Annotated in this window: 25 protein-coding genes and 1 pseudogene; 9 read left to right on the forward strand and 17 right to left on the reverse strand. The window is 71.2% G+C overall.

All coding sequences use genetic code 11. From position 1 onward, the window contains the following. Positions 1-136: 136 nt before the first annotated feature. Both AB0K92_RS02960 and AB0K92_RS02965 read right to left on the reverse strand, forming a co-directional pair. Positions 137-873 (reverse strand): annotated as a pseudogene (locus tag AB0K92_RS02960) (class I SAM-dependent methyltransferase). A gap of 155 nt (positions 874-1,028) precedes the next feature. Next, complete coding sequence (locus AB0K92_RS02965; protein WP_365918816.1) at positions 1,029-1,853, reverse strand: maleylpyruvate isomerase family mycothiol-dependent enzyme; 825 nt, start codon at positions 1,851-1,853, stop codon at positions 1,029-1,031. A gap of 205 nt (positions 1,854-2,058) precedes the next feature. On the opposite strand from AB0K92_RS02965, the gene AB0K92_RS02970 reads away from it, so the two are divergent. Continuing rightward, positions 2,059-2,853 carry a carbon-nitrogen family hydrolase gene (locus AB0K92_RS02970; RefSeq protein WP_365918818.1) on the forward strand — a complete coding sequence of 265 codons (795 nt, stop codon included), beginning with the start codon at positions 2,059-2,061 and terminating at the stop codon, positions 2,851-2,853. A gap of 82 nt (positions 2,854-2,935) precedes the next feature. Here AB0K92_RS02970 and AB0K92_RS02975 read toward each other — a convergent pair whose 3' ends face one another. Continuing rightward, entirely contained in the window at positions 2,936-3,430 is a 495-nt protein-coding gene (locus tag AB0K92_RS02975; protein ID WP_365918820.1) for an LURP-one-related family protein, read from the reverse strand. Further along, complete coding sequence (locus AB0K92_RS02980) at positions 3,427-4,443, reverse strand: helix-turn-helix domain-containing protein (protein WP_365918822.1); 1,017 nt, start codon at positions 4,441-4,443, stop codon at positions 3,427-3,429. Before AB0K92_RS02980 ends, AB0K92_RS02975 begins: the two co-directional genes overlap by 4 nt. Positions 4,444-4,495: 52 nt before the next feature. Here AB0K92_RS02980 and AB0K92_RS02985 point away from each other — a divergent pair, with 52 nt between their 5' ends. After that, the gene (locus AB0K92_RS02985; RefSeq protein WP_365918824.1) at positions 4,496-4,900 is read left to right on the forward strand and encodes a cupin domain-containing protein; all 405 of its coding nucleotides are present in this window, start codon (positions 4,496-4,498) and stop codon (positions 4,898-4,900) included. A 63-nt stretch (positions 4,901-4,963) separates the two neighbouring features. Here AB0K92_RS02985 and AB0K92_RS02990 read toward each other — a convergent pair whose 3' ends face one another. The 3 genes from AB0K92_RS02990 to AB0K92_RS03000 form a co-directional block, all read right to left on the reverse strand. Then, complete coding sequence (locus AB0K92_RS02990; RefSeq protein ID WP_365918826.1) at positions 4,964-5,221, reverse strand: DUF6458 family protein; 258 nt, start codon at positions 5,219-5,221, stop codon at positions 4,964-4,966. 105 nt (positions 5,222-5,326) lie between these two features. Next, positions 5,327-6,658: a M18 family aminopeptidase gene (locus tag AB0K92_RS02995; RefSeq protein WP_365918828.1), complete on the reverse strand. Its 1,332-nt coding sequence runs from the start codon at positions 6,656-6,658 to the stop codon at positions 5,327-5,329. 465 nt (positions 6,659-7,123) lie between these two features. Continuing rightward, positions 7,124-8,950, reverse strand: a complete 1,827-nt coding sequence (locus tag AB0K92_RS03000) for an acyl-CoA dehydrogenase (protein WP_166000591.1) — start codon at positions 8,948-8,950, stop codon at positions 7,124-7,126. 162 nt (positions 8,951-9,112) lie between these two features. On the opposite strand from AB0K92_RS03000, the gene AB0K92_RS03005 reads away from it, so the two are divergent. Both AB0K92_RS03005 and AB0K92_RS03010 read left to right on the forward strand, forming a co-directional pair. Beyond that, positions 9,113-9,586 (forward strand): SseB family protein, encoded by a 474-nt coding sequence (locus AB0K92_RS03005; RefSeq protein WP_166000593.1) that lies wholly within the window; start codon positions 9,113-9,115, stop codon positions 9,584-9,586. A gap of 136 nt (positions 9,587-9,722) precedes the next feature. Beyond that, positions 9,723-10,649, forward strand: a complete 927-nt coding sequence (locus AB0K92_RS03010) for a Bro-N domain-containing protein (protein ID WP_365918830.1) — start codon at positions 9,723-9,725, stop codon at positions 10,647-10,649. 82 nt (positions 10,650-10,731) lie between these two features. On the opposite strand, the gene AB0K92_RS03015 is transcribed toward AB0K92_RS03010, so the two are convergent. Next, positions 10,732-11,709 (reverse strand): pirin family protein, encoded by a 978-nt coding sequence (locus tag AB0K92_RS03015; protein WP_365918832.1) that lies wholly within the window; start codon positions 11,707-11,709, stop codon positions 10,732-10,734. A 121-nt stretch (positions 11,710-11,830) separates the two neighbouring features. Further along, positions 11,831-12,295: a hypothetical protein gene (locus AB0K92_RS03020; protein WP_365918834.1), complete on the reverse strand. Its 465-nt coding sequence runs from the start codon at positions 12,293-12,295 to the stop codon at positions 11,831-11,833. A gap of 225 nt (positions 12,296-12,520) precedes the next feature. Here AB0K92_RS03020 and AB0K92_RS03025 point away from each other — a divergent pair, with 225 nt between their 5' ends. Then, a complete protein-coding gene (locus AB0K92_RS03025; protein ID WP_166000599.1) occupies positions 12,521-13,567 on the forward strand; it encodes an AI-2E family transporter in 1,047 nt (348 codons plus the stop codon). Here AB0K92_RS03025 and AB0K92_RS03030 read toward each other — a convergent pair. After that, positions 13,537-15,663: a SpoIIE family protein phosphatase gene (locus AB0K92_RS03030; protein WP_365918837.1), complete on the reverse strand. Its 2,127-nt coding sequence runs from the start codon at positions 15,661-15,663 to the stop codon at positions 13,537-13,539. The genes AB0K92_RS03025 and AB0K92_RS03030 overlap by 31 nt on opposite strands. 172 nt (positions 15,664-15,835) lie before the next feature. On the opposite strand from AB0K92_RS03030, the gene aspS reads away from it, so the two are divergent. Further along, on the forward strand, positions 15,836-17,599 hold the full coding sequence (gene aspS, locus AB0K92_RS03035) for an aspartate--tRNA ligase (protein WP_365918839.1): 1,764 nt from the start codon (positions 15,836-15,838) through the stop codon (positions 17,597-17,599). A 224-nt stretch (positions 17,600-17,823) separates the two neighbouring features. On the opposite strand, the gene AB0K92_RS03040 is transcribed toward aspS, so the two are convergent. The 3 genes from AB0K92_RS03040 to AB0K92_RS03050 form a co-directional block, all read right to left on the reverse strand. After that, positions 17,824-18,171, reverse strand: coding sequence for a hypothetical protein (locus tag AB0K92_RS03040; RefSeq protein ID WP_365919382.1), 348 nt, complete (start codon positions 18,169-18,171; stop codon positions 17,824-17,826). A gap of 62 nt (positions 18,172-18,233) precedes the next feature. Continuing rightward, the gene (locus AB0K92_RS03045) at positions 18,234-19,103 is read right to left on the reverse strand and encodes a helix-turn-helix domain-containing protein (RefSeq protein ID WP_365918841.1); all 870 of its coding nucleotides are present in this window, start codon (positions 19,101-19,103) and stop codon (positions 18,234-18,236) included. Between the two features lie 149 nt (positions 19,104-19,252). Beyond that, entirely contained in the window at positions 19,253-19,807 is a 555-nt protein-coding gene (locus AB0K92_RS03050; RefSeq protein ID WP_365919384.1) for an ATP-binding protein, read from the reverse strand. Between the two features lie 146 nt (positions 19,808-19,953). On the opposite strand from AB0K92_RS03050, the gene AB0K92_RS03055 reads away from it, so the two are divergent. The 3 genes from AB0K92_RS03055 to AB0K92_RS03065 are packed head-to-tail and all read left to right on the forward strand — an operon-like array spanning position 19,954 to position 21,265. Then, on the forward strand, positions 19,954-20,829 hold the full coding sequence (locus AB0K92_RS03055; protein ID WP_365918843.1) for a helix-turn-helix transcriptional regulator: 876 nt from the start codon (positions 19,954-19,956) through the stop codon (positions 20,827-20,829). Then, positions 20,826-21,041 (forward strand): DUF397 domain-containing protein, encoded by a 216-nt coding sequence (locus AB0K92_RS03060; RefSeq protein ID WP_365918845.1) that lies wholly within the window; start codon positions 20,826-20,828, stop codon positions 21,039-21,041. Before AB0K92_RS03055 ends, AB0K92_RS03060 begins: the two co-directional genes overlap by 4 nt. After that, positions 21,038-21,265 carry a DUF397 domain-containing protein gene (locus tag AB0K92_RS03065; protein WP_365918848.1) on the forward strand — a complete coding sequence of 76 codons (228 nt, stop codon included), beginning with the start codon at positions 21,038-21,040 and terminating at the stop codon, positions 21,263-21,265. Before AB0K92_RS03060 ends, AB0K92_RS03065 begins: the two co-directional genes overlap by 4 nt. 6 nt (positions 21,266-21,271) lie before the next feature. Here the strand turns inward: AB0K92_RS03065 and AB0K92_RS03070 are convergent, their stop codons facing one another. The 4 genes from AB0K92_RS03070 to AB0K92_RS03085 form a co-directional block, all read right to left on the reverse strand. After that, the gene (locus tag AB0K92_RS03070) at positions 21,272-21,637 is read right to left on the reverse strand and encodes a PH domain-containing protein (RefSeq protein WP_365918850.1); all 366 of its coding nucleotides are present in this window, start codon (positions 21,635-21,637) and stop codon (positions 21,272-21,274) included. An 82-nt stretch (positions 21,638-21,719) separates the two neighbouring features. Further along, on the reverse strand, positions 21,720-22,418 hold the full coding sequence (locus AB0K92_RS03075) for a hypothetical protein (RefSeq protein WP_365918852.1): 699 nt from the start codon (positions 22,416-22,418) through the stop codon (positions 21,720-21,722). Positions 22,419-22,503: 85 nt separating this feature from the next. Then, on the reverse strand, positions 22,504-24,219 hold the full coding sequence (metG, locus tag AB0K92_RS03080; RefSeq protein WP_365918854.1) for a methionine--tRNA ligase: 1,716 nt from the start codon (positions 24,217-24,219) through the stop codon (positions 22,504-22,506). Between the two features lie 135 nt (positions 24,220-24,354). Beyond that, positions 24,355-26,319, reverse strand: coding sequence for a VWA domain-containing protein (locus tag AB0K92_RS03085; RefSeq protein WP_365918856.1), 1,965 nt, complete (start codon positions 26,317-26,319; stop codon positions 24,355-24,357). Between the last annotated feature and the right edge of the window lie 200 nt (positions 26,320-26,519).

Raw genomic sequence — 26,519 nt, forward strand, 5'->3', positions numbered from 1 at the left:
GGGTGCCCGTGTGAGGCGGGGGTGGTCCAGGGCCTGCGCGAGCCGTCGGGTGGCGTCGTGCCCCGCGTGAGGCGGGGGCGTCGGCGTGGCACCGGGATGAGGTTGACGGTGCCGTGCCGTGTCTGAGGCGGTGGTGTCAGCGTGCCACCGGGACGAGTGTGAGATACGCCAGCCCCAGCACTCCCCGGTAGTGCAGCCACTGGGCCCGGTGCCGGTCCACCCGTGCCCGGGTCCCGGCCGCCAGCGGATGCCGCGGGTGCCGGGCCAGCCACACCTCCACGTCCGCCTGGAGCCCGACTCGAACTCCTCCCACTCCTCCAGGGACGCCGTCTCCACGTACTCCGGGCGGAAGCCCGCGTCGATCGCGAGGTCGACGAGGGTGCCCAGGTCCGGATGGTCGGCGACGGAGGCGCCCGGCCACATGCCGGACAGCTCGGCGGCGGTCGGCGTGCGCTGCCAGAACCCCTCCCCGAGCAGCACCCGCCCGTCGTCGGTGACCAGCTCCCGCAGGGCCCGCAGGGCGTGCGGCAGGTGCTCCGGCGGCTCCACGGCGGTCAGCGCCTGACTGGCACCGACGCACAGCACCAGGTCGGCGGGCCCGCGCCGGGTGCCCACGGCGGACTCCTCGGCGAGCGTCACCCGTCCGTCGAGCCCTCGGTCCCGTGCCGCGCGGCGCGCCCGCTCCAGATCGTCCCCGTCGATGTCGACGCCGGTGCCCGTGGCGCCCGGAACGGCGGCGAGGACCCGCAGCAGCAGTTCGGCCCAGCCGCAGCCCAGGTCGAGGACCGTGGCGGGGGAGTGTGCGGCCAGCCGCCGCACGAGCGTGGACGCGCGGGCCTCGGAGAGCGGTCCGTGGAACGTCAGCCGGGTCAGGCGGGGCGGCCCCCCGGCCGCGCCCCCGGGCTCGTTCCCGGCCGCGCCCCCGGCCTCGTTCCCGGCCCGGCTCCCGCCGTCGCCCCTGTCCCCGTCCCCGTCCCCGTCCCGCGAGCCCGTCCCGGAGGGGGCCACGGAGTCGGTCACGGAGTCGGTCACGGAGTCACCGTGAAATGGCGCAGGATCGCCGCGGCCAGATCCTGGTCGCCCTCCGTCTTCACCCGGTCCGCGACCGCCGCCGGCGTCACCCGGCCGCAGGCCAGGCGGACGTACGTCTCCCAGTCCAGGGTGAGCGACGCGGCCGGGCCCAGCGCGGGCGCCGTCTCCAGGGTGCCGCGGCCGTGGATGTCGACCCGCACCGTGCGCAGGAACTCCACCGGGCCGTTGACGTCGAAGACCACCGCGGAGCTGCGCGGCGCGTCGGCCCGATCGGCGACCACGTGCGGCAGGGCGTCCAGCAGCACGTCACGGGCGACGTACGCGCCCGGCGAGTCCAGGTTGCCGGGGCGGCCGAGGGCGGTGCGCAGATCCTGCTCGTGCACCCACACGTCGAACGCGTGCCGGCGCATCGACTCCTCCAGCGTCAGCTCGGCGCCCAGCGGACCGCGCACCTTGGTGCCGGGGTCGCGGGACTCGTTGCGCAGCTGCCGGTTGCGGCGGATGACCGTGTACTCCAGCTCGGCGGTCATCTCCGGCGCCGTGTGGTGACGGCGGACGTCGACCTGCATCTCCATGTAGCGCTGGTGGTCGGTGGTGACGTGGAACAGGTCGCGCGGGAGGGTGTGGATGGGGCGCGGGTCGCCCAGCATCTCGCTGTCCAGGCCGATGACATGCGACACGACGTCGCGCACCGACCAGGCCGGGCACGGCGTACGCCGGTTCCAGTCGGCCTCCACCAAGTGCTGCACCAGCTCGGATATCGCTTCGATGGAGTGGGTCCAGGCGTCGGCGTAGGGCTGGAGGGTGGGATGCAGACTCACGGAACGGGGCCCCTCGGCGGTCGGTACACGGGCAGGTGGTGGCGGCTTTGCCAGTGGGAGGTGGCGGCTGTCGGCGGGTGTCTTGCACGCTAAGTTACGCTGCTGGAAGGCACCCCGGCAGGCCTTTCGTGTGACGATCGTAGGCCTGAGTGGACACCGGTGTGGACGCCCTTGCGGACGGCTCGATTGCCAGGACGGTGGTACTGTGCGCGCCTCTCTGATCCAGATCGCCGTAGACGAGGGCGAATCGGTCGACGCCCGCAGGCGCCGCGCCGCCTCCCTCGTCCGCGAACAGGCGGGCGCGGACCTCGTGGTCCTGCCGGAGCTGTGGACCACCGGCGCCTTCGCCTACGAGGAGTTCGGCCGCGAGGCCGAGCCGCTGGACGGCCCGACGTACGAGGCCATGGCCAAGGCGGCGAGCGACGCGGGTGTCTGGCTGCACGCCGGCTCCATCCCGGAGCGTGACCCGGACGGCCCCCTCTACAACACCTCCCTCGTCTTCTCGCCTGCCGGTGAACTGGCCGCCGCCTACCGCAAGATCCATCGCTTCGGCTTCGACAGGGGCGAGGCCGTGCTGATGGGCGCGGGGCGCGACCTGGTGACGGTCGCTCTCCCGGAGACGACCCTGGGTGTGGCCACCTGCTACGACCTCCGTTTCCCCGAACTCTTCCGCGGTCTGGTGGACGCCGGCGCCGAGACCTTCGTCGTCCCGGCGGGCTGGCCGGAACGCCGCCGCTCCCACTGGACGCTGCTCGCCCGGGCCAGGGCGGTGGAGAACCAGGCCTTCGTGCTCGCCTGTGGAACGGCCGGCACACACGCCCGGGTTCCCCAGGCCGGTCACTCGATCGTGGTCGATCCCTGGGGTGAGGTGCTGGCCGAGGCGGGCCCCGGCGAGCAGGTCCTCTCGGTGGAGTTCGACCCGGGCCGGGTCGCGGTGACCCGGGATCAGTTCCCGGCGCTGAAGGACCGTGTCCTGGGCGTGGAGCCACCGCGCCACTGACCGGCCACCGCGCCGCCGACCGGCCACCGCACTGCCGCCCCACCGCCGACCGGTGACACGTCCTCAGTCACCCCAGTCGCCCTCAGTCCTCCTCCCCCTCCCGTTCCGCCAGGAGGATCACACACACCGCCACCGTGATCAGCAGCGCGTGGTCCGCGTCCTCGCGGACCACGTCGACGCCGTAGGTGTCGCGCAGGTGCAGCCAGCGGCGGGAGACGACGGCCAGCAGCTCACCGTCGTACTCGATGGCGAACTCGCGGTCGAGGATCTTGCCGCTGACGTCCAGTTCGGTGCCGTCGACCAGGGTGACGCGGTAGTGGTTGCGCAGCAGGGACAGCCGTTTGCGGCGGATGCTCGCCAGCGCCTCGCCGTCCCGCTCGATGAGCAGGGTGTCGCGCAGGGCGAGCATCTTCTCCCGGATGTCGATCAGCACCCGCCCGTCGGCGTCCTTCAGCTCGAAGGTGTCGCGCAGCCGCAGGGCCTTGCCGTCGACGAGGAACGCCTTCTCGCCGTGCTCGTCCTCGATCCAGTAGTCGTCGCCGAAGCCCAGCAGCCGGTCGCGTACGAGGTATCTCATGACACCAGCGCTTCCCCGGCGGCCGTGCCGAAACGCCGGCGATAGGCCGAGGGGCTGAGCCCGGTCTCCCGGCGCAGCCGCGCCCGCAGGTTGGCGGCGGTGCCCAGACCGCTGCGCGCGGCCACCACGTCGAGCCGCTCCTCGCCCCGCTCGATCAGCCGGCAGGCCAGCGCCACCCGCTCCCCGGTCAGCCACGCCAGCGGGGTGGTGCCCAGCTGGGCGCGGAACCGGCGGTGCAGGGTCGCGGGGGAGACCGCCGCGCGGGCGGCGAGGTCGGCCACGGTCAGCGGTTCGGCCAGCCGCTCCTGCGCCCACGCCAGCAGTGGGCCCAGCGACTCGTCGCGTACGTCGGGCACCGGCCGCTCCACGAACTGCCGCTGCCCGCCGTCGCGGTGGGCGGCGAACACCAGCCGGCGGGAGACGAGGTTGGCGATCTCGGCGCCGTGGTCCCGCCGGATCAGGTGCAGGCCCAGGTCGAGGGCGGCCGCGCTGCCGGCGGCGGTCAGGATGTCGCCCTCGTCGACGAACAGCACGTCGGGCTCCAGCAGGACCTGCGGGTGCAGGGTGCGGAAGGACTCGGCCCACATCCAGTGGGTGGTGGCCCGCCGTCCGTCCAGCAGCCCGGCCTCGGCGAGCGCGAAGGTGCCGGTGCAGAAGCTGACGACGCGGGCGCCCCGCGCGTGCGTACGGCGGATGGCGTCCAGGACCGGCGCCACGCGCGGCACGACGTTGTCCGGCCGGCCGGGCACGACCAGCGTGTCGGCGTCGTCCACCGCGTCGAGACCCGGCACGCCCGCCATGCGGAAGAAGCCGTGGTTCATCCGCACCTCGGGCGTGGGCGCGCAGAGCGTCACCTCGTACAGCGGTCCCGGAAGCCCCAGCTCGGGCCGGGGCAGGCCGAACAGCTCGGTCGCGACACCGACCTCGAAGGGATTGGTGCCCTCGTCGACGATCACGGCGACCCGGTGCGGACGGCCGGCCGACGGAGAGCACTGAGAGGATCCTTGCGGCATTCGCGATTCCTAGCACTCGTGGCCAGGCACCGCCACCGCGCACGATGACCGCATGGAACCCACACCGCTGACGGAACCCATCTCGCTGACCGCCGCGCTCGCGTCCTTCTCCGAGCGCTGGAGCCCCCGTATCGTCACGGCCGTCAACGACTACGACGTCCGCGTCGCCAAGGTGGAGGGCGAGCACGTCTGGCACGCCCACGACCACACCGACGAGTTCTTCCTCGTCCTCGACGGCGAACTCCACATCGGGCTGCGGGAACCGGCGGGCGAGCGCACGGTGGTGCTGCCGAAGGGCTCGGTCTTCACCGTCCCCCGCGGCGTCGAGCACAAGCCCTACGCGCCGGTCCCCACCCAGATCCTCCTCTTCGAGCCCACGGGCACCCTCACCGTCGGCGACCGCCACGACCCGGTACCCGGCCACGTGGACGCGACGACGGGGCACGCGCTGCCGTGACGGCCGCGGGGCGTTCGTGAGGGACGCCGACACGCCGTTACGCCGTTACAGGCCGTTACGCCGTTACACGCCGTATCCGTCGCTGTACCCGTCCCGCCGGTGATGGTGGTGGTGAGGCTCCTCGTCGACGACCGGGGTCGTGGGGGGCACCACCACCCGCCGGCGGCGGGCGATGCTGCTGAACGTCGACACGCCGATCAGCCCGACGATCATCAGGATGATCCCGACCAGGTCGAGGTTGACCCCCTGCATGTCCCAGTCGGTCGCGAAAGTGAGGATGGCTCCCACGGCGATGAGGATGATGCACCCGCCGAGGCCCATGAGTTGTCGCCTCCTGTCCGGTCCGGTGGTTTCCGGTGCTTCCGGTCGCTGACGGGTACCCAGGAGCAGCGCCGACACGCCCTCTTGTGGCCGTGAAGGGCCGAACTAGCCCTCCAGGAAGGCGACCAGCGCGTTGGCCAGCAGGTACGGGTCCTTCGCGCCGCACAGTTCGCGGACGCTGTGCATGGACAGGATGGCCACGCCGATGTCGACCGTGCGGATGCCGTGGCGGGCGGCGGTGATCGGGCCGATGGTGGTGCCGCACGGCATGGAGTTGTTGGAGACGAAGGACTGGAAGGGCACGCCCGCCTTCTCGCAGGCGGCGGCGAACACCGCGCGGCCCGAACCGTCCGTGGCGTAGCGGTTGTTGACGTTCACCTTGAGCAGGGGGCCGCCGTCGACACGCGGGTGGTGCGTCGGGTCGTGCCGTTCCGCGTAGTTGGGGTGGACGGCGTGGCCGGTGTCCGAGGACAGGCAGACGGTGCCGGCGAAGGCGCGGGCGCGGTCCTCAAGCGAGCCGCCGCGCGCGTACACCGAGCGCTCCAGCACGTTGCCGAGCAGCGGGCCGTCGGCGCCGGTGTCCGACTGCGAGCCGTTCTCCTCGTGGTCGAAGGCGGCGAGCACCGGGATGTACGGCAGGGAGGCCGCGTCCGGCCGGGTCGCCACCGCGGCGAGCGCGGCGGCGCCCGCGTGCACCGACAGCAGGTTGTCCATGCGCGGACCCGCCACCAGCTCCTGGTCGCGGCCCAGGTACGCGGGTGCCTCCACGGAGTGGGTCATCAGGTCCCATCCGGTCACCTCGCCCGCGGGCAGCCCCGCCTCCTGCTCCAGGAAGGCGATCAGGTCGCCGTCGCGGACGTCGTCGCCGAGGCCCCAGACGGGCTGCATGTGGCGCTGCTTGTCGAGTTTGAGGCCCTCCGCGGAGACCGCGCGGTCCAGGTGGATGGCCAGCTGGGGGACGCGCAGCAGGGGGCGGTCGACGTTGACCAGGCGGGTGCTGCCGTCGCGCAGGGTGAGCCGGCCGGCCAGGCCCAGGTCGCGGTCGAGCCAGGAGTTCATCAGCGGTCCGCCGTAGATCTCCACCGCGATCTGCCGCCAGCCGTGCCCGCCGGTGTCGGGCAGCGGCTTGACGCGCAGGTTGGGGGAGTCGGTGTGGGCGCCGACGATCCGGTACGGGGTGTGCGGCGCGGCGTCCTCGGGGACGTACCAGGCCACGATCGCGCCGCCGCGCAGGACGTACTTGCCGCCGCTCGTCCCGTCCCAGGCGTCCGTCTCCGCGACCTGCCGGAAGCCTGCCTTCTCCAGCCGCTCCGCGGTGTTGGCCACCGCGTGGTACGGCGAGGGGCTGGCCGCGAGGAAGGACATCAGGTCGTCGGTGTGGCCGCGGTCGAACGGGTGGGGGACGGCGGCGGAAGACGGGCGGGAGGGTTCGCTCATGGCAGCCACGATAAGGCTCCGGGGGGCGCGCTCCCCAGGGTTGCCGGGGATGTCCGGTGGTGGGGAGGTGTGGGGTACGTGAGGCCTTCGGCGACGGGCGGGCACAGGGCCGCGGGACGGCAGGGCGGCGCGTCGGCACAGGGCGCGGGACGGCACGGCGACGGGCCGGCACAGGGCGCGGGACGGTGCGGCGGCGGCCCCGGCACAGGGCGCCGGACGGTACGGCGACGGGCGGCGCCGGGCGCGGGACCGCAAGGCGGCGGAGGGCCGCGAGCCCCGGGAACGGTACGGCGGCGGGCGGCGCCGGGCCCTGGGGACGGTGCGGCGGCGGGCGGCGCCCGGGCCCTGGGGACGGTGCGGCGGCGGGCGGCGCCCGGGCCCCGGGGACGGTACGGCGGCGGCCCGCCCCTCTCCTCACCGGAGAAGGCGCGGGCCGCCGCTGTGATCAGGAGGCAACGAGCCGGATCAGAACGCGGACTCGTCCAGCTCCATCAGCTCCAGGTCGACGTTCTCGGAGACCTTGCGGGCCAGCGTGACGCCCGGCAGGACGTTGGCCGCGAAGAACTTCGCCGCCGCGATCTTGCCCTCGTAGAACGCCTTGTCCTTGGCGGAGGCGGACTCCAGCTTCTCGGCGGCGATGGCGGCGCCCTTGAGCAGCAGGTAGCCGACGACCACGTCACCGGAGGCCATCAGCAGGCGGGTGGTGTTCAGGCCCACCTTGTAGATGTTCTTGACGTCCTGCTCGGTGGCCGCGAGGTCGTTCAGCATCAGGCCGACGATGGCCTCCAGCTCGACGGCGGCCTTCGCCAGGTGCTCGCGGGCGCCGGCCAGCGTCTCGCCGCCCGTGCCGAGCGCGAGGAACTTCTTGATGTCCTCGGCGAGCGAGTTCAGCGCGGCGCCCTGGTTGCGGACGATCTTCCGGAAGAAGAAGTCCTGGCCCTGGATCGCCGTGGTGCCCTCGTACAGGGTGTCGATCTTGGAGTCCCGGATGTACTGCTCGATCGGGTACTCCTGCAGGAAGCCGGAGCCGCCGAAGGTCTGGAGCGACTGGGCGAGCAGCTCGTAGGCCTTCTCGGAGCCGTAGCCCTTGACGATCGGCAGGAGCAGGTCGTTCAGGGCGTGGTCGGCGGTGGCGTCCTCGCCGTTGGCCTCCTTGATCTGGATGGCGTCCTGGATCGAGGCGGTGTACATCACCAGGGCGCGCATGCCCTCCGCGTACGCCTTCTGCGTCATGAGCGAGCGGCGCACGTCCGGGTGGTGGGTGATGGTGACCTTGGGCGCGGTCTTGTCCATGAAGTTGGCGAGATCCGGGCCCTGGACGCGCTCCTTGGCGTACTCCAGCGCGTTCAGGTAGCCGGTGGACAGCGTGGAGATCGCCTTCGTGCCGACCATCATGCGGGCGAACTCGATGATGCGGAACATCTGGCGGATGCCGTCGTGCTTGTCGCCGATCAGCCAGCCCTTGGCGGGGTGCTTGTCGCCGAAGGTCATCTCGCACGTGTTGGACGCCTTCAGGCCCATCTTGTGCTCGACGTTCGTGGCGTAGACGCCGTTGCGCTCGCCCAGCTCGCCGGTCTCGAAGTCGAAGAGGTACTTCGGGACGAGGAAGAGGGACAGGCCCTTGGTGCCGGGGCCGGCGCCCTCGGGGCGGGCCAGCACGTAGTGGAGGATGTTCTCCGACATGTCGTGCTCACCGGACGTGATGAACCGCTTCACGCCCTCGATGTGCCAGGAGCCGTCCTCCTGCTGGACCGCCTTGGTGCGGCCCGCGCCCACGTCCGAGCCGGCGTCCGGCTCGGTGAGGACCATGGTGGAGCCCCACTGCTTCTCGACGGCGATCTTGGCGATGTGCTTCTGGACCTCGTTGCCCTCCTCGAAGAGGATGCCGGCGAACGCGGGGCCCGAGGAGTACATCCACACGGCCGGGTTGGCGCCCAGGATCAGCTCGGCGTAGGCCCAGATCAGGGAGCGGGGCGAGGTGGTGCCGCCGATCTCCTCGGGCAGGCCGAGACGCCAGTACTCGGAGTCCATGAAGGCCTGGTAGCTCTTCTTGAAGGACGCGGGGACCGGGGCGGTGTTCGTCTCCGGGTCGAAGACGGGCGGGTTGCGGTCGGCGTCGGCGAAGGACGCGGCCAGCTCGTTCTCGGAGAGGCGGGTCAGCTCCTCCAGGACGCTCTTGGCGGTCTCGACGTCCATCTCCTCGAACGGGCCGGTGCCGTACACCTTGTCGCGCCCGAGTACTTCGAAGAGGTTGAACTCGATGTCGCGGAGATTCGACTTGTAGTGCCCCATGGCGACGGCTCCGTAGAGAGAGATCGGCGAGGCACTGACTCCTCGCGCCTAGTTCACGTACCAACAAGTAGCTACGATGATGCTACCCGTCAGTAATAAGGCGCAACCCCGATCCGGCCATCTGTGACCCAGCCCTCGGTGGCGGTCGATACCCTTGCCTGCATGTACGGCTACGACCAGAGCGCCGGAGCGCAGCAGCAGTACGCCCCGCCGCAGCAGCAGATGCCCGGCGCCGGGGGCTACGGGCAGCAGCCGCCGCTGTACCCGGAGCCGTCCCCGCCCTCCCTCGCCGACGCGGTCCGCTCCTTCACCACCGGACAGATGACCGCCGAGGACTTCCAGCAGATCTTCGCCACGTCCAAGGTCTACTGCCCCCGCGGCGACACCCCCGGCTTCCTCGCCCTGCACAACACCCAGCAGCCGGTGATCCCCATGTTCACCTCGCTGAAGGAGCTGCGCCGCTACGCGGGCAAGGAGTCCAAGTACTTCGTCATCACCGGCGCCGAGGTCATCGACCTCCTCCCCACCGGCTACGGCTTCGTCCTCGACATGGAGGGCGAACACCGGATCGTCTTCGACGCGAAGGCGGTGGAGGAGATGGTGGACTTCGCGATGCGGCGGATGTACGGGGGCTGAGAGGGCGTTGCGGGCCGCCTGGGTGTCCCGCAACGGTGCAGAATCGTTGCCTTTGTCCCCTAACGGGTGAACATCCTTGCTATCGCCGCGTGCCTCCTCGCCCGCTTCCTAGCTTGCGTGGCGGAGGTGATGCTCGATGCACGAGCAGAAGAACATCCCGTCGGACGAGCCGACGGTACGCAAGCGGGACGCGATCGACGTCAACGACTTCGTGTTCGCGGCCACTGGGGCGCGGGTGCGGAGGCTGACGATGCCGGACGGGAGCCACTGGTTCCCGGCGGTGGACGTGTGCAAGCACTTGGGATACGCGAACTCGCGCAAGGCATTGCTCGATCATGTCCCCGGGGAGAACCGAGACCTTCTCGAGACAGTAACTGGAGGTTACGCTCTCAGCGTTCCCGCAGGTCGAGAGTGGCGACGAGACATGAATCTCGTCAATCTCCAAGGCCTGATCCGGTTGGTCAACGGCTGCACCAAGCCACAGTGTGAACCCTTCAAGACGTGGGTCTCCGAGGTGATCGCCACCATCCAGCGCGACGGTTCCTACGCCCTCGAACCGGCCTCGGTGCAGCCCGCCCCCACCGGCGGCACCGCCTACGCCATGCCCCAGCAGGTCGCCGACGCGATCGTCCGGCTGGAGGAGCGGAACATCCGGGCGGACGAGGCGCTGCTGGCGTGCCGGCGGGAGCAGACCGGTCTGCTGCGGCAGATGACCCGGAGCCAGGAAATGATCGCGGAGGCGCTTCAGGGCATCGCCGAGTCGCTCCGGTCGTCGGCCGGCGAGCGCGGCGGGGCCGTCGAGCGGACTCTGACCGCTCAGGAGCTTCTGAGTAAGTGGAGGGCGAAGAACCTCGTCGTCACCGACGACATCCATGCCGTCGCCGCCTACCTGGCTCCGGCGCTGGTCCGCGGTGGGGCGAGTCATCGGGTGGAGGAGATCGCCGCCCGTACGGGTCTGTCGCACGACCGGGTGCACGACTGTCTGCGGATGTTGCTGAAGCGCGGGTGCGTGCGGCAGGCGGGGTGCGCGCAGGACGGGGCGCCGGTGTACGTGCTGCCGTAGCTGAGTGGACCCCGAAGGGAAAGGCCCGAAGTCGCAAAAAGAGCTTGCGGCTTCGGGCCTTGTCGTACCTTAGCGGTTTTTCTCAAGCTCCCGGGCCCGCTTCCGTCATTCCGTGCACCGCGGGGACGGTCCCGAGGCGGCCCTTCTGGAAGTCCTCGAACGCCTGCATCAGCTCGTCCTTGGTGTTCATGACGAAGGGGCCGTAGTGGGCCATGGGCTCGCGGATGGGGCGGCCGCCGAGGAGGACGACCTCGAGGTCGGGGGTGTGGGAGTCCTGCCGTTCGTCCGCGCGGACGGTCAGGGAGGAGCCGGTGCCGAAGACGGCGGTCTGGCCCATGTGGACCGGGCGGCGCTCGGCGCCGACCGCGCCCTTGCCCGCGAGGACGTACGCCAGGCCGTTGAAGTCCTCCCGCCAGGGCAGGGTGATCTCCGCGCCGGGCGCCAGCGTGGCGTGGATCATCGTGATCGGGGTGTGGGTGATGCCGGGGCCCTCGTGGCCGTCCAGCTCGCCGGCGATGACGCGGAGCAGCGCGCCGCCGTCGGGGGAGGTCAGCAGCTGGACGCTGCCCGCGCGGATGTCCTGGTAGCGCGGGGCCATCATCTTGTCCTTGGCCGGGAGGTTCACCCACAGCTGGAGGCCGTGGAAGAGGCCGCCCGAGAGGACCAGGTGCTCCGGCGGCGCCTCGATGTGGAGCAGGCCGGAGCCGGCCGTCATCCACTGGGTGTCGCCGTTGGTGATGGTGCCGCCACCGCCGTGGCTGTCCTGGTGGTCGAAGGTCCCGTCGATGATGTAGGTGACGGTCTCGAAGCCGCGGTGGGGGTGCCAGGGGGTGCCCTTGGGCTCGCCCGGCGCGTACTCCACCTCGCCCATCTGGTCCATCATGATGAACGGGTCGAGGTGGCGGTAGTTGATCCCGGCGAACGCGCGGCGCACCGGGAAGCCCTCGCCCTCGAAGCCGCTGGGCGCGGTGGTGACGGCGAGCACGGGACGTGCCACGGCGTCGGCGGGTGCGGTCACGCGGGGCAGCGTCAACGGGTTCTCGACGGTCACAGCGGGCATGGTCGGTTCCTCCTCGGGCGACGTGCGTCCCACTTTAGTTGAGCGTTGAACTTTCTGCCACCTGTAACAGAGGAAGCCCGGAGGGCATTCCCTCCGGGCTTCCGGGGTGGCGCGGCCGGCCTCAGAACCGCTGGTTGGTGAGGACCGCGTTGCCGTAGACGTCATAGACCGAGGCGTACCCCTGCTCGGAGTCCTTCCACGCGGCGAAGGCGTCGGCTATCGCGGCTGCGGCCGCCCGCGGGTCCTTCACCGGGGTCTTCCCGCCGTTGATGTCCGTGGAGATGTAGGCGTTGCCGTTGTGTTCGTTCCACTCGCCGAGGATGCGGTCCACGCGCCCGGCGGCCAGTTTCTGCCGCTCGTCTCCGTGCTTCGCGACCCAGGAGCGGAACTCCTGGGCGTTCTTCTTCGACTGCGCCTCGTTCGTGTCCTCGGGCAGCTTCTCCACCACGCCGATCTTGTCGGGCGTGGCGGTCTGCTCGGTGCTGCACGCTGCCGTGCCGGCCAGCAGAACGGCAGCACCCAGCGCGAGGGCGCGGGGAGCCGGCGACCCGATGGCCGCGGTGGTCGCGATGGCGCGTAGACGCACGAGAAACCCCCGTCCGGTGCCCGGCGGTCTGGTCAGGACGGGCCGGTTCACTCGCAAGAGTGATCGAATCGGACGGAAATGTAACACGCCCGCATGGTGAGACGTGTAGGTGGTTTTCGGTCAAGATCACTTCGGGGCGAGGGTCGTACGGCGGCGTCTGACGGGCTGTCACCCGTCCGCCGCTCCGGACGGGACAGCGCCAGTGGGCCGTGCTCCGCTGGAGGGGTGCAGCTGCTTCCGCTTCCCGTCCGTCGGCTCGCCGCCTGGTGTGCCGTCGTGTTGCTGGTGGCGGGGGTGGTGTACGTCGGTATCCGGTTGTGTGTGGAGTTCCGTACGGCCGTCGTGCCCGTGCTGCTCGCCATGCTCGGGACCGCGTTGCTGGGGCCGTTGCACCGGCGGCTGGTCAAGGCGCGGGTGAACCGGTCGGTGGCGGCCGGGCTGACCTGTGTCGCCGTGGTGGCCGTGGTCGGCGGGGCGGTGTACATCGTCGTCGCCGCGCTCATCGACAGCGGCGACCAGATCGTCACCTCGCTGCGGCGGGCCGCGCAGGACCTCGCCCGGCACTTCGGGGCCGCCGGCACCTCGCTGGACGATCTCGCCGCCAACGCCCGGGAGCTGCTGGGCAAGTTCGGCGGGACGGCCGCCTCCGGGGTGATCAGCGGGGTGAGCGTGGTCGGCGAGACCATCGCCATGGCCGTGCTCGCGCTGCTGCTGGTCTTCTTCTTCCTGCGCGACTCCCACCTCGCCGCCGGCACCCTGCGCGCCCTCTCCCCGCACGCCACCGCCGACACCGTCGTCGCCATCGCGCGCCGCGCCTACCAGGCCGTCGAGGGCTTCATGCGCGGCACCACCCTGATCGCGCTGATCGACGCGGTCCTCATCACCGTGGGTCTGCTCGTCCTCGACGTCCCCGGCGCGGCCGGGCTCGGCGCGCTGGTGTTCGTCGGCGCCTACATCCCCTACCTCGGCGCCTTCATCTCCGGCGCGGTCGCCGTGCTGGTCGCCCTCGCCGACCGGGGGTTCGTGATCGCGCTGTGGGCGCTCGGCGTGGTCCTCGCCGTGCAGGTGCTGGAGGGGCACGTGCTCCAGCCGGTGATCCAGAGCCGTACGGTGCAGATGCACCCGGCGGTGGTGATGGTGACGATCACCGCGGGCGCGTCGGTCGCCGGGATCCTCGGCATGCTGCTCGCCGTACCGCTCACGGCGGCCGCGTTCGGCGTCGTCCACGAGCTGCGCCGGCGCTACGCCGCGTCGGTCCCCTCGGACTCGTAGAACTCGAACCAGGTGCTCTTGCCCTCACCGCGCGGATCGACGCCCCACGCGTGCGCCAGCAGCTCGATCAGCATCAGACCGCGCCCGGAGGACGCCAGCTCCCCGGGCCGGCGCTTGTGCGGCAGGTCGTCGCTGGCGTCGGTGACCTCCACCCGCATCCGCCGGTCGCCGCCCTCCCCGGTGACCTCGGCGACCAGCAGCGCGTCGGTGTCGGTGTGCACCAGGACGTTGGTCAGCGTCTCGGACAGCAGCAGCACCGCCGAGTCGACCTGGTCGGCCGACGCCCAGTCGTGCAGCAGCTCGCGCAGCAGCCGGCGGGCGACCGCGATCCGCTCCGGCTCGGCCTGTGCGACGGTCAGCATGGTCCGCCGCACCGACGGCCGGACGGCGGCGGTGGCCCCGTGCCCGCAGCCGTTCCCGTGCCGGCACAGCAACAGCACGGCGATGTCGTCCTCGCGGCGGTCGGCGAACGGGCCGGTGGTGTGGTGCGACGACGGGCCGTGCACCGCCTGCACCAGGGCGTCGGCCAGCTCCTCCAGGCCGCCGGCGTGCTGCTCCAGGATGGCCCGGATGCGCTTCCAGCCGGTCTCCAGGTCGTGGCCGCCGGTCTCGATCAGACCGTCGGTGCAGATCATCATGGTCTCGCCGGGCTCCAGGGCGAGCCGGGTGGTGGGGTAGTCGGCGTCCGGGTCGATGCCGAGCGGCAGCCCGCCGGCCGTGGGCCGGGTCAGGACCGTGCCGTCGGCCATCCGCACCGCCGGGTCGGGATGCCCGGCGCGGGCGATCTCCAGCACCCCGGACGACGGGTCCACCTCGACGTACAGACAGGTCGCGAAGCGCAGCTCGCCCGGGTCGTCGGCGCCCGCGCACATGCCGTGCAGGAACCGGGAGGCCCGCGAGAGCACCGCGTCGGGGCGGTGCCCCTCGGAGGCGTACGCGCGCAGGGCTATGCGCAGCTGCCCCATCAGCCCGGCCGCCCGCACGTCATGCCCCTGCACATCCCCGATGACCAGCGCGAACCGCCCCGACGGCAGCGGGATCATGTCGTACCAGTCGCCGCCGACCTGGAGCCCGCCGCCGGTCGGCACATAGCGGGCGGCCACGCTCATGCCGGGGATGTCCGGGCCCAGCGTCGGCAGCATCGAGCGCTGGAGGCCGTCGGTCAGCTCCCGCTGGGTCTCGGCGGCGCCCGCGCGGGACAGCGCCTGGGCGAGCATCCGGGCGACGGTGGTCAGCACCGACCGCTCGTCCGGGGTGAACCGCACCGGGTAGGAGAACGCGGCCATCCAGGCGCCCATCGTGCGCCCGGCCACGATCAGCGGCAGGAACGCCCACGAGCGGCGGCCGAACTGCCGGGCGAGCGGCCAGGTGAGCGGATAGCGCTCCTTGTACTGCTCGGGCGAGGACAGATACACCGCGCGGCCGGTGCGCACCACCTCGGCCGCCGGATAGTCGGTGTCCAGCGCCAGGTGGGTGAAGGGGCCCTCGTCGCCGGGGTCGTGCCCGTGGTGGCCGATGATCGTCAGCCGGTCGCCCTCCACGCCGAACACGGCCAGCCCGTCCGGCGAGAACCCCGGCATCGCCAGCCCGGCCGCGACCCGCAGCACCTCCTCCGTGGACCGCGCCTCGGCCAGCGCCCGGCCCGCGTCCAGCAGGAACGCCTCGCGGGAGCGCCGCCAGTCGCCGGTGACCGCGTTGCGGCCGGCGGGGGTGCCCGGCGAGGGCTCGGTGACCTCCTGGAGGGTCCCGATCAGCTCGTAGGCCCGTCGCACCGGGTCGAAGGACGGTTTCATCCGGCTGCGGGTCATCCGCACGACCCGGCCGCGGTCGTCCATGATCCGCACCCGCACCTCGGCCAGGGTGCCCTCGGCGGCGGCCAGGCCGACGACGCTGACGATCTCGTTCCAGTCGACCGGGTGCAGCCGGGAGCGCACCTGCGCCTCGGTGAGGGTGGCCGGTTCCGGGGGCAGCCCGAGCAGCCGGGCGGCCTCGGCGTCCACCGTGACCAGGCTTGTGTCCGTGTCCCACTGCCACGTGCCGGTCGCGAGGGCGGCGAGGACCTGCCCCACGGCGGGCAGGGGCTCACCAGTGCGCATTGCCCCACTTTAAGAAAAGGTGATCGAACGATGCCACTGATGAGGTACGCCGGTATCCGCCCGTGATCGCACGACAATCCCGGCGGGGCGATCTTGGTGTGGCCGGTACCCTGGGAAAGTCCGGGCACCGGGCCCCGGAGATTCCCGATCCGCGAAGACTGGATGAACGACGATGCATCGGTACAGGTCCCACACCTGCGGCGAGCTCCGCGCCTCTGACGTCGGCACCGACGTCCGGCTGAGTGGCTGGCTGCACAATCGGCGCGACCTGGGCGGCATCCTCTTCATCGATCTGCGCGACCACTACGGCATCACGCAGCTGGTCGCCCGTCCCGGCACCGCCGCGTACGAGGCGCTGGACAAGGTCTCCAAGGAGTCCACGGTCCGGGTCGACGGCACGGTGGTTTCACGTGGAACCGAGAACGTGAACCCGGACCTGCCCACCGGTGAGGTCGAGGTCGAGGTCCGCGAGGTGGAGCTGCTGGGCGCCGCCGCCCCGCTGCCCTTCACCATCAACACCGAGGACGGCGTCAACGAGGAGCGCCGCCTGGAGTACCGCTTCCTCGACCTGCGCCGCGAGCGCATGCACCGCAACATCATGCTGCGCACCGCGGTCATCTCCGCCATCCGGCACAAGATGACGGCGCTGGGCTTCAACGAGATGGCGACGCCGATCCTGTCCGCGACCTCCCCCGAGGGCGCCCGTGACTTCGTCGTCCCCTCCCGTCTGCACCCGGGCAAGTTCTACGCCCTGCCGCAGGCCCCGCAGCAGTTCAAGCAGCTGCTGATGATCTCCGGCTTCGACCGCTACTTCCAGATCGCGCCCTGCTTCCGCGACGAGGACGCCCGCGCCGACCGCTCGCCGGGCGAGTTCTACCAGCTCGACATCGAGATGAGCTTCGTCGAGCAGGAGGACGTCTTCCAGCCCGTCGAGAAGCTGATGACCGAGCTGTTCGAGGAGTTCGGCGGCGGCCGTCACGTCACCTCCCCGTTCCCGCGGATCCCGTTCCGCGAGGCGATGCTGAAGTACGGCTCCGACAAGCCGGACCTGCGCGCCAAGCTCGAACTCGTCGACATCACCGACATCTTCGAGGGCTCGGAGTTCAAGGCGTTCGCCGGCCAGCACGTGCGCGCCCTGCCCGTCCCGGCCGTCCAGGACCAGCCCCGCAAGTTCTTCGACCAGCTCGGCGAGTTCGCGGTCACCCTCGGCGCCAAGGGCCTGGCCTGGGTCCGCGTCGGCGAGGACGGCAAGCTGTCCGGCCCGATCGCCAAGTTCCTCACCGAGGAGAACGTCAAGGTCCTCACCGAGCGCCTCGGCCTGGAGGCCGGTCACGCGGTGTTCTTCGGCGCGGGCGAGTTCGACGAGGTCTCGAAGATCATGGGCGCGGTGCGGGTCGAGGCCGCCAAGCGCGCCGGCCACTTCGAGGAGGGCGTCTTCCGCTTCTGCTGGATCGTCGACTTCCCGATGTACGAGAAGGACGAGGAGACCGGCGCGATCGACTTCTCGCACAACCCGTTCTCCATGCCGCAGGGCGGCCTGGAGGCCCTGGAGACCCAGGACCCGCTGGACATCCTGGGCTGGCAGTACGACATCGTCTGCAACGGTGTCGAGCTGTCCTCCGGCGCGATCCGGAACCACGACCCGGAGATCATGCTGAAGGCCTTCGAGATCGCGGGCTACGACCGGGAGACCGTCGAGGAGAAGTTCGCCGGCATGCTGCGCGCCTTCCGCTTCGGCGCCCCGCCGCACGGCGGCATCGCCCCCGGCGTCGACCGCATCGTCATGCTCCTCGCCGACGAGCCCAACATCCGCGAGACCATCGCCTTCCCGCTCAACGGCAACGCCCAGGACCTGATGATGGGCGCGCCGACCGAGCTGGAGGAGGCCCGGCTGAAGGAGCTGCACCTGTCGGTGCGCAAGCCGCAGCCGAAGTAGGCGGCCGTAACGCGAAGGGCGCCCGGGAGATTCCGGGCGCCCTTCGCGTTGTCCGCTCCCGTTGGTGCGGCCAGAGCCGCTCGGCGGTGGTCGCCGAGCGGCCGGTCTCAGAACCCGAGGGGCACTGACCAGCTCGTCCGCTCCTGCTTCCACCTGGGCGAGGAAGTCGGCGGGTGCCGTACGCGCGGCTTCCTCCGCGCCGAAGACGTACTCCCATTTCCAGCTCAACCGCGTACTGCCTTCATGGCTTCGTCCAGTACGGCGGCCAGCTCCCGAAGAGCTTGTTCTGCGAGGCCGGGATCCTCATCTTCGAGCATGCTCTGCGCGCGCTCGAAGCGGGCGGACAGACCAGGGCGGCGGGCGATCTCGATGTCTCTGGCCCAACCGAGAACCCAGCTCTGGACAGGGCTCACGGACTGCCACTCGACCGCCTTGGCGAACGCCTCGTCCTTCGTGGCCTGCATCTCGGCGAGGCGGCCCGCGGCCACGACGGCGAGTGCGGCACGCAGGGCGTCGGGTGTCTGCTCGGGGCGGGCGATCAGCTCGCGTCCGTGGTCGGGCAGTGTGCTCATGGTGTCCTCCAGGAGTACTCCTGCCAGGGCATCCGGCGCGGGCAGGCCGAGTGTCTGTGTGTTCACGCGGCCTCGCTGTGCCCGGTTCGGCAGTCGCGGCAGCGGCCGGGGGACGGCGCACGGAAGGCGCGGTCGCAGCCGTCGCAGGTCTGGAGGGGGTGGCGGCGCTCGGGAACCGGTGAGGCCGGGGGCCGCAGCGGCGGCGGGGGCGGCAACTGGGCGACCAGGCGGTGGGCCAGGAGGGCGGCCGGGCGGGCCAGGGGTTCGTTCGGCAGGTTCGCGGTCAGGGCGTGCCGTACGGCGGTCGGGGTCAGGTCGCGTTCCAGCCAGGCGGCGACGCCCGGGGCGAGGTGCTCGGCGTCGGTGGCGGACAGGAGCAGGCGCGGGTCGTGGCGGCGCAGTCCGGCGAGGACGTCGACGGCTGTCCGGAGGAGGGCGGGGGAGGGATACGACGGCTGGGGGACGGCGGGCAGGCGCTTGCGTGGCGCGGGCTCGTCGGTGGCCGTGCGCCGGGTGGCGGACCTTCGGGCAGGTGTCTCCCGGGTGGCGCGGTGGCCGGGCCGGTTGCACGAGATCGTGCGGGTGACGATCCGGCCGGCGGGCGTGCGCTCGCGGCTGCGGCGCAGGTAGCCGTGCGTTTCGAGTTCCCGCAGCGCGGCGGCGATCCGGGTGGGGCCCTCGGGGAAGCGGGCGGCGAGGGTCTTGATGTCGACGGCGGTGCCCGGCCGCACCGACTGGATGTAGCAGGCCAGTCCGATGGCGAGCAGCGACAGCTCCGGGTGCTGGGCCAGGTCGTTGCCGATCACCGTGAAGTTCTCGGTGTGGCGGACGTGGTCGTGGACGACGCCGGCGGTGCGGTGCCCGTCGGGGTGGTTTTTCGCCGGGATACGGGACTGGACGCGCGCGGGCACGCTACGGTTTTCGGTATCCATCGGGGAGGCCCTATCTTCCTCGGTGGTCAGGCCCTCGCACTGGGAATGCCAGTCCCGGCGAGGGCCGTTTCATGTCTGGGGTTGTCGTGTGCTGCTGACGCTGAGCGTAGGGCAGGCAACCGGTCCCAAATCCAGCCCAGTTGGCATATTCACTCGCGGGAGTGAGCCTGCCCTGCGGGAGGGAGGGGTGGGGCTTGGCGGGGTTCTTTCTCCTCAGTGGGTGGTTCCTGGGGAGCGCAGGTCCGGCCGGAGCGTGGGCCGTCGTGTTCCGGTGGTAGCGGTGCGGCGAGAGTGAGTTCGGCCCAGACCGTCTTGCGGGGTGGCAGGCAGGGGATGACTCCCCAGCGGTCGGCGAGGGCCGCCACGAGGGTCAGGCCGCGGCCCGACTCCTCGATGGGACCGGCGGACCGGCGCCGCGGAAGCCGGTCACCGCGCGTGTCCGTCACCTCGATGCGGAGGGTCCGGCCGACGACATAGAGCAGGAGCCGGAAGCTCCGGCCGGGGACGCGGCCGTGGGTCGCCGCGTTGTTCGCCAGCTCGGCCACGATGAGCTGCGCCGGGTCCAAGGGCAGGCCCCACGTCCGCAGTTGTTCCGTGGCGAGCAGGCGGGCGAGGCGGGCGCCTCGGGGCGTGGCAGACAGCAGCACGCTGAAGTTGCGGACAGGGCCGCCGGGTTGGGGAAGTTGCCGATTCACATCACTCAGCGTGGCCGGATGCGCCTACCGTGAGGAGTGACGTCGCGGTTGCGTACGGTGACTGTCCGGTCCTTGTCCGGTGGTGTCCGGGCTTGTCGGGGCGGTGCGCACGGGTAGGGCGTCGCTGGCACGAGGCGGTACGACGGAGGGCGCGCATGTCGGTGGACGGCGAGGTTCGGCGGCTGAGGACCGAGGCTGACGAGCCGGGGTGGGAGGTGGACCCGGACGACGAGTGGGGCGTGGCCGTAGTGGCCACCGTGGGACGGCAGTTGAAGCTCCGGCGCGAGGCTGTGGGGATGCGGGCCGGTGACTTCGGAAAGGCCGTCGGGTACGGCGAGGACCTCGTCTACAAGATCGAGAGCGGCAAGCGGATTCCTCGGCCGGAGTATCTGGACAAGGCGGACGAGGTGCTGGGGGCGGGCGGGTTGCTCGCCGCGATGAAGGAGGACGTGGCGCGGGTCCGGTACCCGAAGAAGGTTCGGGATCTTGCCCAGATGGAGGCGCGGGCGGTCGAGCTCGGGGTGTATGTGTGCCACAGCATCAGCGGGTTGTTGCAGACGCCTGAGCACGCCAGAGCGGCTTTCGAGTCACGGCAACCGCCGTACTCGGAGGATGAGGTGGAGCGGATGGTCGCCGCTCGTATGGCCCGACAGTCGATCTTCGAGCGACACCCTGCACCCGCACTCAGCTTCGTCCTGGAAGAGGCGCCGCTCCGGAGGCCGCTCGGAGGCACAATGGTGTGGCGGCAGCAGCTCGAACGTCTGTTGGAGGTGGGGCGGTTGCGTAACGTCTCCCTCCAGGTGATGCCGACGCACCGCGAAACTCACCCTGGCCTCGACGGCAAGATCGAGTTGCTGAAGTTCGAGGACGGAACGGCCGTGGGACGCTCCGATGGTGCGTTCAGCGGACGGCCGATCTCCGACCCGAGGCACCTCCGCATCCTTGAGCTGCGGTATGGCACCATCCGGGCGCAGGCCCTCCCGCCGGGGGAGTCGCTGGCCTTCATCGAGCAACTGCTGGGAGAAACATGATCCGCAAGGCCTCCGCAGGGGACGCCTCCGAACTGGCGTGGTTCAAGAGCAGCTACAGCGACGGCAACGAAGGCGATTCCTGCGTCGAGGTCGCCACCACTCCCGGCGTCGTCCACGTGCGTGACTCCAAGTTCGAGGACGCGGGTCCCCGTTTCGCTGTCGCGTCGGAGACGTGGGCGGGCTTCATCGGGCAACTGCTGGGAGAAGCATGATCCGCGAGGCCTCTGCCGGGGACGCCTCCGAACTGGCGTGGTTCAAGAGCAGCTACAGCAGCGGCAACGACGGTGAATCCTGCGTCGAGGTCGCCACCACTCCCGGCGTCGTCCACGTGCGTGATTCCAAGTTCGAGGACGCCGGTCCCCGTCTCGCCCTCGCGTCGGAGACGTGGGCGGGCTTCCTGGCCTACTGCGCGGCCGGTAGCCCGCCCCTCGACTGACGTGCCCTATCGGGCCACGAACTGGGTGAGGATGGCCTGCACCTCGTAGATGTCGACGCCCTTGGTGAAGGTCTTGGTGATCGGCATCTGGGCGCCGGAGAGCCAGATCTTCAGCTCGGCGTCGAGGTCGAAGGTGCCGGCGGTCTCCACCGCGAAGTGGGTGATGCTGCGGTACGGGATGGAGTGGTACTCCACCTTCTTGCCGGTGATGCCCTGCTTGTCGACCAGGATCAGGCGGCGGTCGGTGAACAGGATGGTGTCGCGGATCAGCAGGTACGCGGCGTGCACCTGCTCCCCCTGGCCCAGCAGCCGGGCGTAGTCCTGCGTCGCCTGGGCCGGGTCGATGGCGTGCGCGTTGCCGAAAAGAGCCATGTCAGTGGTCCCCCCACTCGGTAGTGATCTTCGGGCAATCTACCCGTCGGGTGGCTCGTTCGCACCGGTTCGAATGTCCGGATCACGTACCGGTCGTGTCACCGTCGATCGTGTCCGGGGAGGCGCCGTCCTCCAGCAGGCGCTCCGCGATGTCGTCGGACCACGACTGGGCCCAGGCCCGCAGGCCGCCGATCTCCGGTTCCGGCAGGCCGTACGTGGTGAAGGCGCCGTCCGGATACCAGTCGGTGCCGGTCAGCCGGGACTGGAGGGTCGGCAGGTCGAACGGGTCGTGGGCGTGGCGGCGGCCCAGTTCCTCCAGGTCGGGGAAGCTGTAGCGGGCCGCGGCGGCGCGGGCGTCGAGCAGGTCGACGGCCGCGCCCCGGTCGTACAGCGCGCGGATCTTGGTGCCGACGGCGTCGTCCGGGGCGAGCGTCGGGCCGTACTCCGTGCGGACCGGGGGCTGCCAGAACACCTCCCTGTGGAGGGCGAGTTCGCACGGCTCGTCCGTCTCCGGGGCGGTGGCCGTGAGCTGCGCCGACAGCGGGGTGACGGTGCGGACGGCGACCTCCCGGCCCAGGGAGCGCAGCGCCGCCGCGACCTCACCGGCGACGCGGTCCATCGGCTCGGGGCTCTCGGTCGCGACGTCGACGTTGGCGTGCGGGCGGTGCAGCAGGCCGTGCGCCTCCAGGGCGTACCCGCCCGCCAGGACGAGCGTGAAGGGGCCGCCTGCGGCGACGACGTCGGTGATGAGCCCGCGGTGCGGGACGGCAAGGTTCCTCACGGGTCCAGCACTCTGCCAGAGACCGTGCCGGGGCGGGCTCAGCCGCGCCGCCGCCGGGGGCGGGGCGCGGCGGTGGGCCCGGCCGCTACTGCGGCTCGCCGCCGAAGCGCTCCTTGTAGTCGGCCAGGTCGTCGTCCGTCAGCTTGGCGAACAGGACCGGGGGCACCGTGAAGGGGGTGCCGGCCGGGACGGAGGCCAGGGACTTCGCCTCGTCCTCGGTGACCCAGGTGGCCGTGTCGTCCGCGAGGCGGAACGCGGCGCGCATGGCGGCCGAGGTGGCCGGGATGAACGGCTCGGAGACCACCGCGTAGAGGTGGATGAGGTTCATCGCGGTGCGCAGGGTCAGCGCGGCGCCGTCCTTGTCCGTCTTGATCTCCAGCCAGGGGGCCTTCTCCTCCAGGTAGGAGTTGCCCGCGGACCACAGGGCGCGCAGCGCCGCGGCGGCCTTGCGGAACTGGAGGGCCTCCATCTGCTGCTCGTACTCGGCGAGCAGGCGGGCGATCTCCTCGCCCAGGCGGGCCTCCGCCTCGCCGGGCGCGCCGCCCGCCGGGACCTCCTCGCCGAAGCGCTTCTTGGAGAAGGACAGCACCCGGTTGACGAAGTTGCCGAGGGTGTCGGCGAGGTCCTTGTTGACGGTGGCGGTGAAGTGCTCCCAGGTGAACGACGAGTCGTCCGACTCGGGGGCGTTGGCGATGAGGAAGTAGCGCCAGTAGTCCGCCGGGAGGATCTCCAAAGCCTGGTCGGTGAAGACACCGCGCTTCTGGCTCGTGGAGAACTTGCCGCCGTAGTACGTCAGCCAGTTGAAGGCCTTGACGTAGTCGACCTTCTTCCACGGCTCGCGCACGCCCAGCTCGGTGGCCGGGAACATCACGGTGTGGAAGGGGACGTTGTCCTTCGCCATGAACTCGGTGTAGCGGACGGTGTCGTCCGCCTCGTACCACCAGGACTTCCAGTCCCGGTTCTCCGGGTCCTGGTCCGCCCACTCCTTCGTCGCGCCGATGTACTCGATCGGGGCGTCGAACCAGACGTAGAAGACCTTGCCCTCGGCCGCCAGCTCTGGCCAGGTGTCGGCCGGGACCGGGACGCCCCAGTCCAGGTCGCGGGTGATGGCGCGGTCGTGCAGGCCCTCGTTCAGCCACTTGCGGGCGATGGAGGAGGCCAGCTGCGGCCAGTCGTCCTCGTGGCGGGCGACCCAGGCCTCGACCTCGTGCTGGAGCTTGGACTGCAGGAGGAACAGGTGCTTGGTCTCCCGCACCTCCAGGTCGGTGCTGCCGGAGATCGCCGAGCGCGGGTTCAGCAGGTCCGTGGGGTCGAGGACGCGGGTGCAGTTCTCGCACTGGTCGCCGCGGGCCTTGTCGTAGCCGCAGTGGGGGCAGGTGCCCTCGACGTAGCGGTCCGGGAGGAAGCGGTTGTCGGCCGGGCTGTAGACCTGGCGGATCGCCCGCTCCTCGATGAAGCCGTTCTCGTGCAGCTTGCGGGCGAAGTGCTGGGTGATCTCGACGTTCTGCGGGCTGGAGCTGCGGCCGAAGTAGTCGAACGCGAGTGCGAAGCCGTCGTAGACGGCCTTCTGGGCGTCGTGGGCCTGGGCGCAGAATTCCGCGACCGGCAGGCCCTGCTCCTTCGCCGCCAGTTCGGCGGGGGTGCCGTGCTCGTCCGTCGCGCAGATGTAGAGGACGTCGTGACCGCGCTGGCGGAGGTACCGGGCGTACACGTCCGCCGGGAGCATGGACCCCACCATGTTGCCCAGGTGCTTGATCCCGTTGATGTAGGGAAGGGCGCTCGTGATGAGGTGTCGAGCCATGGCTTGGCTGCTCCCGGGTCGGTTGTTTACGAACCTTGAAATCGTAGCCGAGACGGGTGGGCCGCCCGCTTCCCGTTCTGCGGGGTGGGAAGGGGCGGCCGTCTTCGGCTGTGCGGTGATCTTCGGGGGATTCCCCTACGGGCGCCAGTCCGCCAGTACGCCCTCGTAGACCTCGGTGTCCGTCAGCTCGCGCGGGGTCGGGCCCGCGTGGAAGAAGGACGTGTTGCCGGTCTTCAGCTTGCGGAGGTAGTCGAAGGCCTTGTTGTCGTGCTCACCGAAGGCGACGAAGGCGAAGTGGACGTGGGGGTGGGTCTCGGCGGCGGAGGCGAGGGCCTGGGTGGCGGGCGTCTTCGCGTCCGGGGCGCCGTCGGTCTGGAAGATCACCAGGGCGGGGGTGTCCGGGCCGGCGGTCTTGTCGTGGTGGGCGAGGACGTCCTCGACGGCCACGTGGTAGCTCGTACGGCCCATGCGGCCGAGGGCGGCGTGCAGCTCGTCGATCTTGTTCTCGTGGTCGGAGAGGGTGAGTTCGCCGGTGCCGTCCAGCTCCGTGGAGAAGAAGGCGACGTGGACCGTGGCCTCGGGGTCGAGGTGGGCGGCGAGGGCGAGGGTCTGCTCCGCGAGCGCCTGGGCCGAGCCGTCCTTGTAGTACGGGCGCATGGAGGCGGAGCGGTCGAGGACGAGGTGGATCTTGGCTCGGGTGCCGGTGAGGTCGGTCTTCTTGAGGGCCTTCGCGGCGGCCTTGTAGGCGGTGGTGAGGCCGGGGGCGCTTGATTTGAGGCGGGGGAGGGTGAGGGCAGGTCCCTGCGGGGCGGGGCCCTGCGGGGCGGGGCCCTGCGGGGCTTGGTCGGTGTTTGCGGCCTCGGCTTCGCCTTCGGCCGGTGTGTTGTTCCCACCCGCACCACCCGTGCGGGATGCGTCGTCGGCTGCGGGTGGCCCCTGTGGGGCCGGCTCGCCGTCGGCGGCTGCCGGCTCGGGGGCGCCGCCCGCCTGCGGCTTCGCCTCGGCCTGCGGCTTCGCCTCGGCCTGCGGCTCCGCCTCGGCCTGCGGCTCCGCCTCGGCCTGCGGCTTCGCCTCGGCCTGCGGCTTCGCCTCGGCCTGCGGCTCCGCCTCGGCCTTTGCCTCGGCCTGCGGCTGTGCCTCGGTCTCCGGCTTGGCCTCTGCCTCGGCCTCGGGCTCCGGGGTCGACTCGGACGCGGCGTGCGGCTGGTCTTCCGGCTCGGGGGCGGCCTGGGGCTGCGGGTCGGCCGGGGCCTCGGTCTGCGGGGTCGGCTCAGCCTCCGGTCGCGCATCGGCGGCCGGCTCCGTCTCGCCGGCCTGCTCGGGCTCGGGCGTCGGTTCCGTTTCGGGCTTCGCCTGGGACTCGGCCGCCGTCTTCTGCTCGGACTCGGTCTCTGCCTTCGGCTGGGTCTCTGCCGTCGGCTCGGTCTGCGGCTCCGGCTGGGTCTCTGCCTGCGCCTCGGTTGCTGCACCCGGCTGGGTCTGCGGCTCCGCCTCGGTATCCGCCTTCGCTTCGGGGGTTGGTGCCGTTTCGGGCTTCGCCTTGGCCTCGGCCGCCGTCTCCAACTCCGCCTCGGTGTCCGTCTTCCCCTCGGTCTCCGGCTCCTGCTCGGGCTCCGGCTCCGCCTTGGTCTCTGCCTTCGGCTCGGGCTCCGGCTCCGCCTTGGTCTCTGCCTTCGGCTCGGGCTCCGGCTCCGCCTTGGTCTCTGCCTTCGGCTCGGGCTCCGGCTTCGCCTCGGGGTTTGCCTTCGGCTCGGGGGCCTGCTGAGTCTCGGGCTCCGTGTTTTCCTCGGGGCGGGGGGTCGGCAGGCTCTGGGGTTCCTGGGGGCGGGTCGGGCGGGGGACCGTCACGTTGTCGAAGGCGGCGGCTACCAGGTCGTGTGCCTCGGGCGTGGCGGCGCGGGGCTCCGGGACGCTCGGGGCGTCCTCGGTCGGGGTGCGACGGGGCGTGGGGGCGTCCTCCGTCGGGGTGGGGGTGTTCTCGGTGGGGGTGGCCTCGTTCTCGGGGGTGGAGGGGTGCTGGGTGGGGGCATCCTCCGGGGTGGCCTGCTGTGGCTTGCGGGATCGGCCGAATGCGTTCCGCAGGAGAGTGAGAATGCCCATGTGCGCAACCCTTCGATGTGAGTTGGAGCCCGTCAATCCCTGGCCAGGACGGACACGTAAGGTTAGCGGGCCCGGAGGACGATCTTGAGGGGTGTCAAGGGCCCTTCGGGACAGAGCGGGCAACTTCGGGACAGCTACCGTGGGTTCACTCCGCGTTCACGTACAGGCCCCGTAACCGCACGGACGTGCGCTTAGCGTCC

It is taken from the genome of Streptomyces sp. NPDC052687, from assembly GCF_040678395.1.
Classification (GTDB): Bacteria; Actinomycetota; Actinomycetes; order Streptomycetales; family Streptomycetaceae; genus Streptomyces.

Coding starts and splice junctions, on each gene's coding strand:
- AB0K92_RS02975 (WP_365918820.1), bottom strand. CDS start 3,430: ATGAGATACCTCGTACGCGACCGGCTGCTGGGCTTCGGCGACGACTAC.
- AB0K92_RS02980 (WP_365918822.1), bottom strand. CDS start 4,443: ATGCCGCAAGGATCCTCTCAGTGCTCTCCGTCGGCCGGCCGTCCGCAC.
- AB0K92_RS02985 (WP_365918824.1), top strand. CDS start 4,496: ATGGAACCCACACCGCTGACGGAACCCATCTCGCTGACCGCCGCGCTC.
- AB0K92_RS02990 (WP_365918826.1), bottom strand. CDS start 5,221: ATGGGCCTCGGCGGGTGCATCATCCTCATCGCCGTGGGAGCCATCCTC.
- AB0K92_RS02995 (WP_365918828.1), bottom strand. CDS start 6,658: ATGAGCGAACCCTCCCGCCCGTCTTCCGCCGCCGTCCCCCACCCGTTC.
- AB0K92_RS03000 (WP_166000591.1), bottom strand. CDS start 8,950: ATGGGGCACTACAAGTCGAATCTCCGCGACATCGAGTTCAACCTCTTC.
- AB0K92_RS03005 (WP_166000593.1), top strand. CDS start 9,113: ATGTACGGCTACGACCAGAGCGCCGGAGCGCAGCAGCAGTACGCCCCG.
- AB0K92_RS03010 (WP_365918830.1), top strand. CDS start 9,723: ATGCACGAGCAGAAGAACATCCCGTCGGACGAGCCGACGGTACGCAAG.
- AB0K92_RS03015 (WP_365918832.1), bottom strand. CDS start 11,709: ATGCCCGCTGTGACCGTCGAGAACCCGTTGACGCTGCCCCGCGTGACC.
- AB0K92_RS03030 (WP_365918837.1), bottom strand. CDS start 15,663: ATGCGCACTGGTGAGCCCCTGCCCGCCGTGGGGCAGGTCCTCGCCGCC.
- aspS (WP_365918839.1), top strand. CDS start 15,836: ATGCATCGGTACAGGTCCCACACCTGCGGCGAGCTCCGCGCCTCTGAC.
- AB0K92_RS03040 (WP_365919382.1), bottom strand. CDS start 18,171: ATGAGCACACTGCCCGACCACGGACGCGAGCTGATCGCCCGCCCCGAG.
- AB0K92_RS03045 (WP_365918841.1), bottom strand. CDS start 19,103: ATGGATACCGAAAACCGTAGCGTGCCCGCGCGCGTCCAGTCCCGTATC.
- AB0K92_RS03055 (WP_365918843.1), top strand. CDS start 19,954: ATGTCGGTGGACGGCGAGGTTCGGCGGCTGAGGACCGAGGCTGACGAG.
- AB0K92_RS03060 (WP_365918845.1), top strand. CDS start 20,826: ATGATCCGCAAGGCCTCCGCAGGGGACGCCTCCGAACTGGCGTGGTTC.
- AB0K92_RS03065 (WP_365918848.1), top strand. CDS start 21,038: ATGATCCGCGAGGCCTCTGCCGGGGACGCCTCCGAACTGGCGTGGTTC.
- AB0K92_RS03070 (WP_365918850.1), bottom strand. CDS start 21,637: ATGGCTCTTTTCGGCAACGCGCACGCCATCGACCCGGCCCAGGCGACG.
- metG (WP_365918854.1), bottom strand. CDS start 24,219: ATGGCTCGACACCTCATCACGAGCGCCCTTCCCTACATCAACGGGATC.
- AB0K92_RS03085 (WP_365918856.1), bottom strand. CDS start 26,319: ATGGGCATTCTCACTCTCCTGCGGAACGCATTCGGCCGATCCCGCAAG.